The 14,182-nt window shown below is 56.6% G+C and carries 14 protein-coding genes; 10 read left to right on the top strand and 4 right to left on the bottom strand.

Going from position 1 to position 14,182, the window contains the following annotated elements; all coding sequences use genetic code 11:
- Position 1: 1 nt before the first annotated feature.
- From murG to lpxC, 7 genes are all read left to right on the top strand, one after another.
- Positions 2 to 1,066, top strand: a complete 1,065-nt coding sequence (murG, locus tag QZQ97_RS14235; protein ID WP_311994006.1) for an undecaprenyldiphospho-muramoylpentapeptide beta-N-acetylglucosaminyltransferase — start codon at positions 2 to 4, stop codon at positions 1,064 to 1,066.
- 86 nt (positions 1,067 to 1,152) lie between these two features.
- Positions 1,153 to 2,628: a UDP-N-acetylmuramate--L-alanine ligase gene (gene murC, locus QZQ97_RS14230; protein ID WP_311994005.1), complete on the top strand. Its 1,476-nt coding sequence runs from the start codon at positions 1,153 to 1,155 to the stop codon at positions 2,626 to 2,628.
- Positions 2,621 to 3,541: a D-alanine--D-alanine ligase gene (locus tag QZQ97_RS14225; protein ID WP_311994004.1), complete on the top strand. Its 921-nt coding sequence runs from the start codon at positions 2,621 to 2,623 to the stop codon at positions 3,539 to 3,541. Before murC ends, QZQ97_RS14225 begins: the two co-directional genes overlap by 8 nt.
- 1 nt (position 3,542) lies before the next feature.
- Complete coding sequence (gene ftsQ, locus QZQ97_RS14220) at positions 3,543 to 4,394, top strand: cell division protein FtsQ (protein ID WP_311994003.1); 852 nt, start codon at positions 3,543 to 3,545, stop codon at positions 4,392 to 4,394.
- Positions 4,391 to 5,647 (top strand): cell division protein FtsA, encoded by a 1,257-nt coding sequence (ftsA, locus tag QZQ97_RS14215; protein WP_004950148.1) that lies wholly within the window; start codon positions 4,391 to 4,393, stop codon positions 5,645 to 5,647. The genes ftsQ and ftsA overlap by 4 nt, the downstream gene beginning before the upstream one ends.
- A 74-nt stretch (positions 5,648 to 5,721) precedes the next feature.
- Positions 5,722 to 6,876 (top strand): cell division protein FtsZ, encoded by a 1,155-nt coding sequence (gene ftsZ / locus QZQ97_RS14210; protein ID WP_006317617.1) that lies wholly within the window; start codon positions 5,722 to 5,724, stop codon positions 6,874 to 6,876.
- A 103-nt stretch (positions 6,877 to 6,979) separates the two neighbouring features.
- The gene (gene lpxC, locus QZQ97_RS14205) at positions 6,980 to 7,897 is read left to right on the top strand and encodes a UDP-3-O-acyl-N-acetylglucosamine deacetylase (protein ID WP_006317618.1); all 918 of its coding nucleotides are present in this window, start codon (positions 6,980 to 6,982) and stop codon (positions 7,895 to 7,897) included.
- A 14-nt stretch (positions 7,898 to 7,911) separates the two neighbouring features.
- On the opposite strand, the gene QZQ97_RS14200 is transcribed toward lpxC, so the two are convergent.
- Complete coding sequence (locus QZQ97_RS14200) at positions 7,912 to 8,436, bottom strand: DUF721 domain-containing protein (RefSeq protein ID WP_006317619.1); 525 nt, start codon at positions 8,434 to 8,436, stop codon at positions 7,912 to 7,914.
- A 26-nt stretch (positions 8,437 to 8,462) separates the two neighbouring features.
- On the opposite strand from QZQ97_RS14200, the gene secM reads away from it, so the two are divergent.
- The 3 genes from secM to mutT all read left to right on the top strand — a co-directional run bounded on the left by secM (position 8,463) and on the right by mutT (position 12,301).
- Positions 8,463 to 8,996, top strand: coding sequence for a secA translation cis-regulator SecM (gene secM / locus QZQ97_RS14195; protein WP_311994002.1), 534 nt, complete (start codon positions 8,463 to 8,465; stop codon positions 8,994 to 8,996).
- An 86-nt stretch (positions 8,997 to 9,082) separates the two neighbouring features.
- Complete coding sequence (secA, locus tag QZQ97_RS14190) at positions 9,083 to 11,794, top strand: preprotein translocase subunit SecA (protein ID WP_311994001.1); 2,712 nt, start codon at positions 9,083 to 9,085, stop codon at positions 11,792 to 11,794.
- A 102-nt stretch (positions 11,795 to 11,896) separates the two neighbouring features.
- The gene (gene mutT / locus QZQ97_RS14185) at positions 11,897 to 12,301 is read left to right on the top strand and encodes an 8-oxo-dGTP diphosphatase MutT (RefSeq protein WP_311994000.1); all 405 of its coding nucleotides are present in this window, start codon (positions 11,897 to 11,899) and stop codon (positions 12,299 to 12,301) included.
- Positions 12,302 to 12,340: 39 nt separating this feature from the next.
- Here mutT and yacG read toward each other — a convergent pair whose 3' ends face one another.
- Genes yacG through coaE form a run of 3 tightly spaced genes read right to left on the bottom strand, consistent with a single transcriptional unit; the run spans position 12,341 to position 13,958 of the window.
- Positions 12,341 to 12,535, bottom strand: coding sequence for a DNA gyrase inhibitor YacG (gene yacG, locus QZQ97_RS14180; protein ID WP_311993999.1), 195 nt, complete (start codon positions 12,533 to 12,535; stop codon positions 12,341 to 12,343).
- A 50-nt stretch (positions 12,536 to 12,585) separates the two neighbouring features.
- Positions 12,586 to 13,338 carry a cell division protein ZapD gene (gene zapD / locus QZQ97_RS14175; protein WP_311993998.1) on the bottom strand — a complete coding sequence of 251 codons (753 nt, stop codon included), beginning with the start codon at positions 13,336 to 13,338 and terminating at the stop codon, positions 12,586 to 12,588.
- 5 nt (positions 13,339 to 13,343) lie between these two features.
- The gene (coaE, locus tag QZQ97_RS14170; RefSeq protein ID WP_311993997.1) at positions 13,344 to 13,958 is read right to left on the bottom strand and encodes a dephospho-CoA kinase; all 615 of its coding nucleotides are present in this window, start codon (positions 13,956 to 13,958) and stop codon (positions 13,344 to 13,346) included.
- Positions 13,959 to 14,182: the final 224 nt, after the last annotated feature.

Below are 14,182 nucleotides of genomic sequence, written 5' to 3'. Positions count from 1 at the left end.
GATGAGCGGGAAACCTAAGCGTTTAATGGTGATGGCAGGCGGTACCGGCGGACACGTGTTCCCGGGGCTGGCGGTCGCGCATCATCTAATGGCGCAGGGCTGGCAGGTGCGCTGGCTCGGAACCGCAGACCGAATGGAAGCCGATCTGGTGCCAAAGCACGGGATCGAGATTGATTTCATCCGTATTTCCGGCCTGCGCGGCAAAGGGCTGAAGGCACAACTGAGCGCGCCGTTGCGTATCTGGCATGCGGTACGCCAGGCGAAAGCGATTATGCGCAGTTACCAGCCGGACGTGGTGCTCGGCATGGGCGGCTACGTTTCCGGGCCCGGTGGTTTGGCGGCGTGGTTGTGCGGCATCCCGGTGGTGCTGCATGAACAAAACGGCATTGCCGGGTTGACCAACCGCTGGCTGGCGCGCATCGCCAAAAAAGTATTGCAGGCGTTCCCAGGCGCGTTCCCGAACGCGGACGTCGTGGGCAACCCGGTACGCACCGACGTACTGGCGCTGCCGCTGCCGGCCGAGCGACTGACCGGGCGTGAAGGGCCCATCCGCGTGCTGGTGATTGGCGGAAGTCAGGGAGCCCGAGTGCTGAATCAGACAGTTCCTGAAGTCGCGGCGAGATTGGGCGATAGAATTACGCTCTGGCATCAGGTAGGCAAAGGTGCACTGGAGAACGTGCTGCGCGACTACGAGAGGGTAGGGCAGACGCAACATAAGGTGACCGAGTTTATCGATGACATGGCTGCAGCTTACGCCTGGGCAGACGTAGTGGTTTGTCGCTCCGGCGCGCTGACCGTCAGCGAGATCGCCGCCGCGGGCCTGCCGGCGATATTTGTGCCGTTCCAGCATAAAGACCGGCAGCAGTACTGGAATGCCCGTCCGCTGGAAGAAGCCGGCGCGGCGAAGATCATAGAGCAACCGCAGTTCAACGCCGATACCGTAGCTGAGTTATTGGCTGGTTGGGATCGCCCGCAGTTGCTGGCGATGGCAGAAAAAGCGCGTGCAGTGGCTATTCCTGACGCCACCGAGCGCGTGGCGGCTGAGCTGGTGCGGGTTGCCAAATAAATAATGCAGGGGTTCGGTACGCCGGGCCTGAATCAAAGAAATGTCATGTAGTGGCCCGGCATGCCGGACCCGGATTAGAGAGAGTGATGAATACACAACAACTGGCGAAACTACGTACTATCGTGCCCGAGATGCGACGCGTCCGGCACATTCACTTTGTCGGCATCGGTGGTGCCGGCATGGGTGGTATCGCCGAAGTGTTGGCTAACGAAGGTTATCAGATCAGCGGCTCCGACCTGGCGCCTAACCCTGTAACCCAACAGTTGAGCGCGCTCGGGGCGACGATCTATTTCCATCATCGTCCGGAAAACGTGCTGGATGCGAGCGTAGTGGTGGTTTCCACCGCGATCTCCGCCGACAACCCGGAGATTGTCGCTGCCCGTGAAGCGCGTATCCCGGTTATCCGCCGCGCGGAGATGTTGGCCGAACTGATGCGTTTCCGTCACGGCATTGCCGTCGCCGGTACGCACGGCAAGACCACGACTACGGCGATGGTGTCGAGCATTTACGCCGAAGCCGGTCTGGACCCGACCTTTGTCAACGGTGGGCTGGTGAAAGCGGCCGGGACCCATGCGCGTCTGGGATCCAGCCGTTACCTGATCGCGGAAGCGGATGAGAGCGATGCGTCGTTCCTGCATCTGCAGCCGATGGTGGCGATTGTCACCAATATCGAACCCGATCACATGGATACCTATCAGGGCGACTTCGAGAACCTGAAGCAGACGTTTATCAACTTTTTGCACAACCTGCCGTTCTACGGCCGTGCGGTGATGTGTGTTGATGACCCGGTGGTGCGCGAACTGCTGCCACGCGTGGGCCGCCACATCACTACCTACGGCTTTAACGAAGATGCCGATGTGCGCATTGAGAACTATCGCCAGGTTGGGCCGCAGGGCCACTTTACTCTGACCCGCCAGGATAAACCGTTGATGACGGTAACCCTGAACGCCCCGGGCCGCCACAACGCGTTGAATGCGGCGGCGGCAGTGGCGGTGGCGACAGAAGAGGGCATTGACGACGCGGATATCTTGCGTGCACTGGCGGGCTTCCAGGGTACAGGTCGCCGCTTTGATTTCCTGGGCGAGTTCCCGCTGGAGCCGGTGAACGGTAAAAGCGGCAGCGCGATGCTGGTCGACGACTATGGCCACCATCCGACCGAAGTCGACGTGACGCTGAAAGCTGCACGCGCCGGCTGGCCGGAGAAACGTCTGGTGATGATTTTCCAGCCGCATCGTTACACACGTACCCGCGATCTCTACGACGACTTCGCCAACGTGCTGTCACAGGTTGATGTGCTGCTGATGCTCGATGTGTACTCCGCGGGTGAAGCGGCAATCCCGGGGGCGGACAGCCGCTCGCTGTGCCGCACCATTCGCAGCCGCGGCAAGCTGGATCCGATCCTGGTTTCCGATGCGGATATCGTACCGGAAACTCTGGCGCAACTGCTGCAGGCCGACGATCTGGTACTGGTGCAAGGCGCCGGCAACGTGGGCAAAATCGCCCGCAAACTGGCTGAGCTGAAGCTGCAACCACAGAAAAAAGAGGAGGAACATCATGGCTGATAAAGTTGCCGTACTGCTGGGTGGCACCTCCGCTGAACGTGAAGTGTCATTGCAATCGGGCGCTGCCGTGCTGGCAGGGCTGCGGGAAGCCGGTATCGACGCCCATGGCATCGATATCCGCGATTTCCCGGTAACCCAGCTTAAAGAGCATGGGTTTACCAAAGTGTTTATCGCGCTGCACGGGCGCGGCGGCGAGGATGGCACCCTGCAGGGGATGCTGGAATTCCTCGAGCTGCCTTATACCGGCAGTGGCGTGATGGCTTCGGCGCTGACTATGGACAAGTGGCGGACCAAGATGGTGTGGCAGTCGATGGGGCTGCCGGTCGCACCTTATGTAGCGCTGAACCGCCGGCAATATGCCGGTGCAGAGAAACAGAGCCTGATTACTCGCGTGGAGGCTCTGGGCCTGCCGCTGATCGTCAAGCCGAGCCGCGAAGGCTCCAGCGTTGGCATGAGCAAGGTGACCGAACGCACTGCCCTTGAGGCCGCGCTGGAGGAAGGTTTTCGCCATGACGACGACGTGCTGGTGGAGAAGTGGCTGAGCGGTCCTGAATACACTGTAGCCATGTTGGGCGACCAGGTGTTGCCTTCGATCCGCATTCAGCCGGCCGGCGTATTTTACGACTACCAAGCCAAGTACATTTCGGACGATACCCAGTATTTCTGTCCAAGTGGCCTGGGTGCTGAACAAGAGGCCGAAATGGCCGCATTGGCCTTACGTGCCTACCGTGGGCTGGACTGCAGCGGGTGGGGCCGTGTGGATGTGATGCAGGATAGCGATGGCAGCTTCTATCTGCTTGAGGTGAATACCTCGCCGGGCATGACCAGTCATAGCCTGGTGCCGATGGCAGCGCGCCAGTCTGGTTTAAGCTTCTCGCAGCTGGTAGCGAGAATTTTGGAGTTGGCCGACTGATATGTCGCAAGCTGCCCTGAATGCGCGTGAACGCGAGGTGGATAATAACCCGCGCCGCAGCAATGGAACCCAATTGGCGGGAATGGTTTTCCTGCTGATGGTGCTGGGAACGGTCCTGTGGAGTGGCTGGATGGTCATTGGCTGGATGAAAGACGCCAGCCGGCTGCCGCTCTCACGGTTGGTGGTTACCGGCGAGCGCCATTACACCACTAACGATGATATTCGCCAGGCGATTCTGGCGCTGGGAGCACCGGGCACGTTCATGACGCAGGATGTCGATGTCATCCAGCAGCAGATTGAACGCCTGCCGTGGATCAAGCAGGCCAGCGTGCGCAAGCAGTGGCCGGACGAGCTGAAGATCCACCTGGTCGAGTATGTCCCGGTGGCGCGCTGGAATGATTTACATATGGTGGACGCCGAAGGCAAATCCTTCAGCGTGCCGGCAGAACGAATCGGCAAACAAAAATTGCCGTTGCTCTATGGCCCGGAAGGGAGCGAACAGGATGTTCTGGAAGGCTATCAGGCCATGAGCAACATGTTAGCGGCCAGCAAATTTACGCTGAAAATGGCGGCCATGAGCGCCCGCCATTCCTGGCAGCTGGCTTTGGATAATGATGTTCGGCTGGAGCTGGGACGCGACGATCGTACCGGACGCCTGCAGCGGTTTATCGAGCTCTATCCGGTATTGCTGCAGCAGGGGCAGGCGGAAAGCAAGCGCGTCAACTATGTCGATTTGCGCTACGAGTCCGGTGCCTCGGTAGGTTGGACCCCGGTATTGATCGACCCGCAGGCGGTAGGCGGTCAGCAGAACAGTAATCAGCAACAGAATCAGGCACAGGCAAAACAACAATGATCAAGTCGACGGACAGAAAACTGGTAGTTGGACTGGAGATCGGTACTGCAAAAGTCTCCGCATTGGTAGGGGAAGTTCTGCCCGATGGCATGGTCAACATTATCGGGGTGGGCAGTTGCCCGTCTCGCGGTATGGATAAGGGTGGCGTTAACGACCTGGAGTCGGTAGTTAAATGCGTACAGCGCGCTATCGATCAGGCCGAGCTGATGGCGGATTGCCAGATTTCTTCGGTTTACCTGGCATTATCGGGCAAACACATCAGCTGTCAGAACGAGATAGGGATGGTTCCTATTTCCGAAGAGGAAGTGACGCAGGAAGATGTGGAGAACGTGGTGCATACCGCTAAATCGGTACGCGTACGTGACGAACACCGCATCCTGCACGTTATCCCTCAGGAATACGCCATCGACTATCAGGAAGGCATCAAGAACCCGGTTGGGTTGTCCGGCGTGCGCATGCAGGCCAAGGTGCACCTGATTACCTGCCATAACGATATGGCAAAGAACATTGTTAAAGCGGTAGAACGCTGTGGTCTGAAAGTTGACCAACTTATTTTCGCCGGTCTGGCCGCCAGTTATGCGGTACTGACCGAAGATGAACGCGAACTTGGCGTTTGTGTGGTGGATATCGGCGGCGGCACCATGGATATGGCGGTGTACACCGGCGGTGCGCTGCGCCACACCAAAGTAATCCCTTACGCCGGGAACGTGGTCACCAGCGATATCGCTTACGCCTTCGGCACGCCGCCGACAGACGCGGAAGCGATCAAAGTTCGACACGGCTGTGCGCTTGGGTCGATTGTTAGCAAGGATGAAAGTGTAGAGGTGCCAAGCGTTGGGGGACGTCCTCCTCGTAGTCTGCAAAGACAGACACTGGCTGAAGTGATTGAGCCACGCTACACCGAACTGTTGAATCTGGTTAACGATGAAATTTTGCAATTGCAGGAGCAACTGCGTCAGCAAGGGGTGAAGCATCATCTGGCAGCGGGTATTGTGCTGACCGGTGGCGCCGCCCAAATTGATGGCCTGGCAGCTTGTGCGCAACGGGTGTTCCACACCCAGGTACGCATCGGCCAACCCTTGAACATCACGGGTCTGACGGATTATGCGCAGGAGCCTTACTACTCTACGGCGGTAGGTCTGCTGCACTATGGAAAAGAGTCTCACCTGAGCGGTGAGGCAGAAGTAGAAAAACGCGCCTCGGTGGGCAATTGGTTTAAACGTATCAATAGCTGGCTGAGAAAAGAGTTTTAATGTTTCAACAAAGAGATCATGCTGAGTAATCTTTTTATGATCTCGCAGCGACAGGCACAAAACGGAGAGAAACTATGTTTGAACCAATGGAACTAACCAATGACGCGGTGATTAAAGTCATCGGCGTCGGCGGTGGCGGTGGCAACGCCGTTGAACACATGGTGCGCGAGCGCATCGAAGGTGTTGAATTCTTCGCCGTTAATACAGACGCTCAGGCGCTTCGTAAAACGGCAGTTGGCCAAACCATCCAGATCGGTAGCGGTATTACCAAAGGTCTGGGTGCTGGCGCGAACCCTGAAGTGGGTCGCAATTCAGCGGAAGAAGATCGTGAAGCTCTGCGCGCCGCACTCGATGGTGCAGACATGGTCTTCATTGCAGCCGGCATGGGCGGCGGTACCGGTACCGGTGCAGCACCTGTTGTGGCTGAAGTTGCTAAAGATCTGGGTATTCTGACAGTGGCCGTGGTTACCAAGCCTTTCAATTTTGAAGGCAAGAAACGCATGGCGTTCGCTGAGCAGGGTATTGCAGAGCTGTCCAAACATGTGGACTCACTGATCACTATCCCGAACGATAAGCTGTTGAAAGTTCTGGGTCGCGGCATTTCTCTGCTGGACGCGTTCGGCGCGGCCAACGACGTGTTGAAAGGCGCCGTGCAGGGGATCGCCGAGCTGATCACCCGTCCGGGCCTGATGAACGTCGACTTTGCCGACGTGCGCACCGTGATGTCCGAAATGGGCTACGCGATGATGGGTTCCGGCGTTGCCTGTGGTGAAGACCGCGCTGAAGAAGCGGCGGAAATGGCGATCTCCAGCCCACTGCTGGAAGACATCGACCTGTCCGGCGCTCGCGGCGTTCTGGTCAACATCACCGCCGGCTTCGACCTGCGTTTGGATGAGTTCGAAACCGTGGGTAACACCATTCGTGCTTTCGCTTCCGACAACGCTACCGTGGTTATCGGTACTTCACTGGATCCGGAAATGAACGACGAACTGCGCGTGACCGTGGTTGCGACCGGTATCGGCATGGACAAACGTCCTGAAATCACTCTGGTGACCAATAAACAGGTTAGCCAGCCAGTGATGGATCATCGCTACCAGCAGCACGGCATGTCGCCGCTGCCGCAGGAAGTGAAACCAGCCGCCAAGGTGGTCAACGATCCGACTGCGCAGCCGAATAAAGAGCCCGACTATCTTGATATTCCTGCCTTCCTGCGCAAGCAGGCTGACTAAGAATATCCTGAGAATTTGGAATCTCCGCTCTTTGTGCTAAACTGTCCCGCCGGCCATGCTGTATGCTTGGTCGGTAGGATGGATAACATTGCGAGATAAAACGATGATCAAACAAAGGACATTAAAACGTATTGTTCAGGCGACTGGTGTCGGTTTGCATACCGGCAAGAAGGTCACGCTGACAATGCGCCCAGCGTCGGCTAATACCGGGGTCATCTATCGTCGCACTGACTTGAATCCACCGGTTGATTTTCCGGCTGATGCAAAATCCGTGCGTGATACCATGCTCTGTACTTGCCTGGTCAATGAGCATGACGTGCGTATTTCTACCGTTGAGCATCTGAATGCTGCGCTGGCTGGTCTGGGTATCGACAACATCATTATTGAAGTTGACGCCGCCGAAATTCCAATCATGGACGGTAGCGCAAGTCCGTTCGTCTATCTGTTGTTGGACGCCGGCATCGAAGAACTGAACTCAGCGAAGAAATTCCTGCGTCTGAAAGACACCGTGCGTGTTGAAGATGGCGACAAATGGGCAGAGCTGTCCCCGCATAACGGGTTCCGTCTGGACTTTACCATCGACTTCAACCACCCGGCGATCGACGCCAGCACGCAACGCTACCGCCTGGATTTTTCCGCCGACTCGTTCGTGCGTCAAATCAGCCGTGCGCGTACCTTCGGTTTTATGCGTGACATCGAGTATTTGCAGTCACGTGGTTTGGCTCTGGGCGGCAGCTTTGACTGCGCCATCGTGGTAGACGACTACCGCGTGCTGAACGAAGACGGCCTGCGCTTTGAAGACGAATTCGTACGCCACAAAATGCTGGACGCCATCGGCGACCTGTTCATGTGCGGCCACAACATCATTGGCGCGTTTACCGCGTACAAGTCAGGCCATGCGCTGAACAACAAGCTGTTGCAAGCCGTTCTGGCGAAACAGGAAGCGTGGGAATACGTCACCTTCCAGGACGAAGCCGAAATGCCGTTGGCATTCAAAGCCCCGTCCACCGTATTGGCATAAGCCGATACCGCTGATTACTTCTTACGACTGGTAGCGTTGGCACTCTCTCCGGCCAGCGACGCCAGTCGTTCCAATACCTTGCGCAGTTTTTCCGGACTCCGGCTCGCCAATCCCCTTAATTCCTCAGCACTTTCCTGACTCAGATGCCGCATGGGCACTTTTGTCTGCGTATTTCCCAAGGTTTTTGCGGCGTCCTGCACAAGGTTGCTCCCTTTTGCCATCAAGGCCGGATTAATCCTGATGTCGATCGACGACAATGATGGTAGAATTTGCGCTCGTAGTGCAGATAATAGAGCCGGTTGCTCGTAACGCAGGCGCATCAGCCAGCTGGCATTGGCCGTTTCTAGCACTAAAATACCCTGTCGGAAATTCGCGACGCGGCACCAGGGATGCAGTTGAACGGGCAATACGCCTTTCACTGCACGGTTAAGCTTAAGCAGCGCTACAGCGCGTTGCTGGACGTTATGCAGCGGCCCTTTGTCTTCTGCAGACGCGTCGTCGAACAGGACATCTAATAATTGTGGACGGCTATCGCGCATAATGGGCTCCGGCGGATTATAAACTCGTGATCGGTATTCTAAATCGTTGGCGACAATTTGGCAGACGTTATTTCTGGCCCCATCTCCTGTTAGGGATGGTCGCGGCCACGCTTGGCGTACCTTCAAATCTGTCGGGCAGCTCCGATCAAGCCGCTTTGCCGAGCACCTCGTCCAGCCTGAACCGGCAAAATTCCGCCAGCGGCGCCTTCAATAGCCTGGCGTTGCTGCAGGAAGCGCACCGCCGCCCGACCTTCAGCGTCGACTACTGGCACCAGCATGCGCTTCGTACCGTCATTCGTCACCTCTCTTTTGCACTTGCGCCGCAGGCAGTTTACGCACGGGTGCAGGAAAGCGAGGCGGAAGTCGCTGAACCTCCGTTGCAGGTAGCGCAACTTGCGCTGCTTTCCACACTTAACGCGTTGCTGACGCATGAGCCGAAGCCGCCGACCATCATTCGTAATACCGATCATGCCGTGCTGCCCGCTTTTGCGCAGCACCAGACCGGCTTGTGGCTCGCGCAGGTGCAGGGCATTCGCGCCGGGCCAGTGGCGTCAAGCTGATTCTTTGCCCTTTGGGCGACAAAAACCTAAAAATAACAGCAAGTTGACTGCCTGTTTTGGCCGTCGTGACAGAGATATTAAACATCATGTTAGTGAAATTATTGACCAAAGTTTTTGGTAGCCGTAACGATCGTACACTGCGCCGCATGCGTAAGTCGGTTGAACTGATCAACCGCATGGAACCGGACATGGAAAAGCTGTCCGATGATGAGCTGAAAGCCAAGACCAACGAGTTCCGTGCGCGCCTGGAAAAGGGCGAAGTACTGGAAAATCTGCTCCCGGAAGCTTTCGCCGTGGTACGCGAGGCAAGCAAGCGCGTATTCGGGATGCGTCATTTCGACGTGCAGCTGCTGGGCGGTATGGTACTGAACGATCGCTGCATCGCGGAGATGCGTACCGGTGAAGGTAAAACTCTGACCGCAACCCTGCCCGCCTATCTGAACGCCCTGAGCGGCCGTGGTGTGCACGTAGTTACCGTCAACGACTATTTGGCACAGCGTGACGCCGAAAACAACCGCCCGCTGTTCGAGTTCCTTGGCCTGAGCATCGGTATCAACCTGCCGGGCATGCCTGCGCCGGCCAAGCGCGAAGCCTATGCCGCCGATATTACCTACGGTACCAACAACGAATACGGTTTCGACTATCTGCGCGACAACATGGCGTTCAGCCCGGAAGAGCGCGTTCAGCGCAAGCTGCACTATGCGCTGGTGGATGAGGTTGACTCCATCCTGATCGATGAAGCCCGTACTCCGCTGATCATCTCCGGCCCGGCTGAAGACAGCTCAGAAATGTACATTAAGGTTAACAAGCTGATTCCAAAACTTATCCGTCAGGAAAAAGAGGATTCAGACTCCTTCCAGGGCGAAGGCCACTTCTCGGTAGACGAGAAAGCGCGCCAGGTGCATCTGACCGAACGCGGCCTGATCCTGATCGAAGAAATGCTGGTGGAAGCCGGCATTATGGAAGAAGGTGAGTCACTGTACTCACCGACCAACATCATGCTGATGCACCATGTGACCGCCGCTTTGCGCGCGCACGTGCTGTTCACCCGCGACGTTGATTACATCGTGAAAGACGGTGAAGTGATCATCGTTGACGAACATACCGGCCGTACCATGCAGGGCCGTCGTTGGTCCGATGGTCTGCATCAGGCGGTGGAAGCCAAAGAAGGCGTGGAAATCCAGAACGAGAACCAGACACTGGCGTCCATCACCTTCCAGAACTATTTCCGCCTGTACGAGAAACTGGCCGGCATGACCGGTACTGCCGACACCGAAGCGTTCGAATTCAGCTCCATCTACAAGCTGGATACCATCGTGGTGCCGACCAACCGCCCAATGCTGCGTAAAGACATGCCGGATCTGGTCTATATGACCGAGCTGGAGAAGATTGGCGCCATTATTGAAGATATCCGCGAGCGTACCGCCAACGGCCAACCGGTGTTGGTGGGGACTATCTCGATCGAAAAATCCGAAGTCGTTTCCCGCGAGCTGGCGAAGGCCGGCATCGACCACAAGGTGCTGAACGCCAAATTCCATGCCATGGAAGCGGACATCGTGGCGCAGGCTGGCCAGACAGGTGCGGTTACCATCGCCACCAACATGGCGGGCCGTGGTACCGATATCGTGTTGGGCGGCAGCTGGCAGGCAGAGATTGCCCAGTTGGAAGACCCAACCGAAGAGCAAATCGCGGCGATTAAAGAGGCCTGGAAAATCCGCCATGAAGCGGTATTGAAGGCGGGTGGTTTGCACATCATTGGTACCGAGCGCCACGAATCGCGCCGTATCGATAACCAGCTGCGCGGCCGTTCCGGTCGTCAGGGTGACGCCGGTTCATCTCGCTTCTACCTGTCGATGGAAGATGCTCTGATGCGTATTTTCGCCTCGGATCGCGTTTCCGGCATGATGCGTAAACTGGGTATGAAAGAGGGTGAGGCCATTGAGCACCCATGGGTCACCAAGGCGATTGCCAACGCACAGCGTAAAGTGGAAAGCCGTAACTTCGATATTCGTAAGCAACTGCTGGAATACGATGATGTGGCAAGCGATCAGCGTCGCGCTATCTACAGCCAGCGTAATGAGCTGCTGGACGTGTCCGACGTGAGCGAAACCATTGCCAGCATCCGCGAAGACGTCTTCAAGACCACCATCGACAGCTACATTACGCCGCAGTCGCTGGAAGAAGAGTGGGATATTCAGGGCCTGGAAGAGCGCCTGAAAAACGATTTCGATCTGGATATGCCTATCGCCGCGTGGCTGGATAAAGAGCCGGACCTGCACGAAGAAACGCTGCGTGAGCGTATTCTGGAAAAGGCCAAGGAAGAGTATCTGCGCAAAGAAGAAGTGGTTGGCACGGATATGATGCGCAACTTCGAGAAGGGTGTGATGCTGCAGACGCTGGATTCCCTGTGGAAGGAACATCTGGCGGCAATGGACTATCTGCGTCAGGGTATCCACCTGCGTGGCTACGCGCAGAAAGATCCTAAGCAAGAGTACAAGCGTGAATCCTTCAACATGTTTGCGACCATGCTGGAATCGCTGAAATACGAAGTGATCAGTGTGTTGAGTAAAGTGCAGGTGCGGATGCCGGAAGAGGTTGAAGCGATGGAGTTGCAGCGTCGTGAAGAAGCGGAGCGCCTGGCGGCACAGCAACAGTTGAGCCACTACGAAGAAAATTCGTTGGTCACCGAGGATCCCAATGCTCCTGCAAGCGCGGAACGCAAGGTAGGCCGTAACGATCTTTGCCCGTGCGGTTCAGGTAAAAAATACAAACAGTGCCACGGCCGCCTGCAGAAATAAGCCCGGCAGCGTTTAACGACTCAAACCCAGGGGTTCAGCATGCTGAGCCCCTGTTTTTTAGGGCCAAAGTCCGCGCCCTTATGAATTAATCAGGAGGATGTGATGAAGCATCTGAACATCGCCGTCGGTATCATTCGCAATGCCCAGCAGGAAATTTTTATCACCCGTCGGGCCGCCGATTCACATATGGCCGGTTTCTGGGAGTTTCCCGGCGGCAAAATTGAGCAAGGGGAAACCCCGGAGCAGGCGCTGAGCCGCGAATTACGCGAAGAGACCGGTATTGAAACCGAACGCGCAACGCTGCTGGAGGTGCTGGAGCACCGCTTTAGCGACCGTATCGTCACGCTGAACTTTTATCTGGTGGAAGGTTGGCAGGGCGAGCCGTTTGGCCGCGAAGGCCAGCCAATGCGCTGGGTGAAGCAGGTTGACTTGCGTGAGGAAGAGTTCCCCGAAGCCAATATCAGCATTATCAAACTGCTGGTGCAGCAGGCCAACGCCGCGCAATAATGCAACTGGCCTGGCGCTCGCCAGGCCGTCATTCGGCGATTAGCGGTCGTCGTCCGCTTCACTCCAGTCATCGCTTTCCGACAGTTCGTTGTTGCTCGGAATGCGTTTCTCTTCATCGGCCCACTCGCCGAGATCGATCAACTGGCAGCGTTTGCAGCAGAATGGGCGGAACGGGCTCACTTCACCCCACACCACGCCTTTGCCACAGGTTGGGCATTTCACTACGGTAGTCATCTTCTGTTCCTTACTCCCTTCCACGCGTGAAAGGTTTTTATGTCATTGGGTTAGCAACAAGCCAACTCAAAGGTTAACCGTTCCGGCACCACGCCGTGCTCGCTGTCCAAAGGCAGGAAACGGATCGCATAACGTGTTTTATGGCCGGAAATCTGCGGATAAAGCTGGTGCGCCAGGTTAATGCGCAAACGCAACAGATCGGCACCTTCCGCGTTATCCTGGAAGAAGCCGTTCAAACTTATTTGGTTGCGGAATGGCCCGGCCTGACGGATCAGAGCCAGCACCATCGTCAGCGCCAGATTCAACGGCTCCAGGGTCAGCAGCCAATCAGTGACGTCAGCATCGCGCTCTTGCTGCGGCGCATGCATCCACATGTGCAACGTGGGCAAGTCAAAACTGCAGCAACCGCCGGGGATGCTCAGACGTTGGCGCACCAGGCTAATCAGCCGATCTTCACGCAGCGCCTGCCCGAGACGCGGAGCGGACATCAGCGCCGCAGCGCGTTCCTTCAGTTGGCCGCGCAGTTGATCCATCACGGACATATCGACGCCCGGCACATCGGCCCATGCCAACAGCTTCTGCTGCTGACGCTCCAGTTCTTTCAACAGTTCGGTGCGCACTTCGCCGCGTTCCAATACGTCCAGCAGGTCCGAAACGGTGCGGAAGAAGGTCAGCGCAATGGCGGTTTCACTCAATGCTCGCTGGCCATGTAATTGTTGCAGTAAAAACTCGATACGCAGCCAGGTGCGCATTTTTTCATTCAACGGATGTTCAAAAAGAACGCCTGGGGAAACATCACTCATTCAGTTTAATCCTGTCGGGTCGCTGATACCGCCAGTTCAAGGTAGCGGCGATGCAGTGCGGCAACAAATGGCTCTATCCCCTGAGCGGCACCGCTATTATCGATTATGTCGTCTGCAACGGCCAGGCGCTGCTCACGCGTGGCCTGTGCAGACATGATGTTTTGCGCCTGTTGGCGGTTGATTCCGTCGCGGGTGACGGTTCTTGCCAATTGCGTTTCGCTGTCGACATCGACCACCAGCACGCGATCTGCGCGCGCTTGCAGGTTATTTTCCACCAGCAGTGGCACTACCCACAGTGCATAGGGGCTGGCGACCTGCGCCAACTGGCGTTGGGTTTCCTGATGAATCAGCGGGTGCAGCAATTGATTCAGCCAGCGTTTTTCATCCGGGTTGCTGAATATACGCTGACGCAGTGCGGAACGGTTAAGCGTGCCGTCAGCCAGCAACATTTCATTACCAAAACGTTCGGCGATAGCGTCTAAAGCAGGGGCGCCGGGTTCAACAACCTGCCGTGCAATGACGTCAGCGTCGACAATCTCCACGCCGTGGCGGGCAAAGGCGTCTGCTACGGTGGACTTGCCGCTGCCGATACCCCCTGTCAACGCTACAATGTAGGCCATGGTATAAAACGCATCCGATATTCATAAAAAAATAATAGACGAATCATAAAGCGATCGTGCAGAAGTGCAAGTCGGTAGGGAGCGCTAGCCTGGCAGGTTGCGTTGTACGGTGATAAAAAACGCGACAGGGGCAAGAAAATGAGCGATGAGTCACGCCGCATGTTCGTAGGTAAATTTGTCGGATTGTAACGCAAATAAAGGTGAATTCGCAGTCTTGTCCGGCG

Origin of the sequence: Serratia sp. root2 (assembly GCF_031931805.1) — a bacterium.
GTDB lineage: Bacteria > Pseudomonadota > Gammaproteobacteria > Enterobacterales > Enterobacteriaceae > Serratia > Serratia inhibens.
Note: the sequence above shows the minus strand (reverse complement) of the source record. Positions and strands in the feature narration are given on the sequence as shown.

What these genes read in the sequence shown, in the direction of transcription:
- murG (WP_311994006.1), top strand. Translation starts at nt 2, where the DNA reads ATGAGCGGGAAACCTAAGCGTTTAATGGTGATGGCAGGCGGTACCGGC.
- murC (WP_311994005.1), top strand. Translation starts at nt 1,153, where the DNA reads ATGAATACACAACAACTGGCGAAACTACGTACTATCGTGCCCGAGATG.
- QZQ97_RS14225 (WP_311994004.1), top strand. Translation starts at nt 2,621, where the DNA reads ATGGCTGATAAAGTTGCCGTACTGCTGGGTGGCACCTCCGCTGAACGT.
- ftsQ (WP_311994003.1), top strand. Translation starts at nt 3,543, where the DNA reads ATGTCGCAAGCTGCCCTGAATGCGCGTGAACGCGAGGTGGATAATAAC.
- ftsA (WP_004950148.1), top strand. Translation starts at nt 4,391, where the DNA reads ATGATCAAGTCGACGGACAGAAAACTGGTAGTTGGACTGGAGATCGGT.
- ftsZ (WP_006317617.1), top strand. Translation starts at nt 5,722, where the DNA reads ATGTTTGAACCAATGGAACTAACCAATGACGCGGTGATTAAAGTCATC.
- lpxC (WP_006317618.1), top strand. Translation starts at nt 6,980, where the DNA reads ATGATCAAACAAAGGACATTAAAACGTATTGTTCAGGCGACTGGTGTC.
- QZQ97_RS14200 (WP_006317619.1), bottom strand. Translation starts at nt 8,436, where the DNA reads ATGCGCGATAGCCGTCCACAATTATTAGATGTCCTGTTCGACGACGCG.
- secA (WP_311994001.1), top strand. Translation starts at nt 9,083, where the DNA reads ATGTTAGTGAAATTATTGACCAAAGTTTTTGGTAGCCGTAACGATCGT.
- mutT (WP_311994000.1), top strand. Translation starts at nt 11,897, where the DNA reads ATGAAGCATCTGAACATCGCCGTCGGTATCATTCGCAATGCCCAGCAG.
- yacG (WP_311993999.1), bottom strand. Translation starts at nt 12,535, where the DNA reads ATGACTACCGTAGTGAAATGCCCAACCTGTGGCAAAGGCGTGGTGTGG.
- zapD (WP_311993998.1), bottom strand. Translation starts at nt 13,338, where the DNA reads ATGAGTGATGTTTCCCCAGGCGTTCTTTTTGAACATCCGTTGAATGAA.
- coaE (WP_311993997.1), bottom strand. Translation starts at nt 13,958, where the DNA reads ATGGCCTACATTGTAGCGTTGACAGGGGGTATCGGCAGCGGCAAGTCC.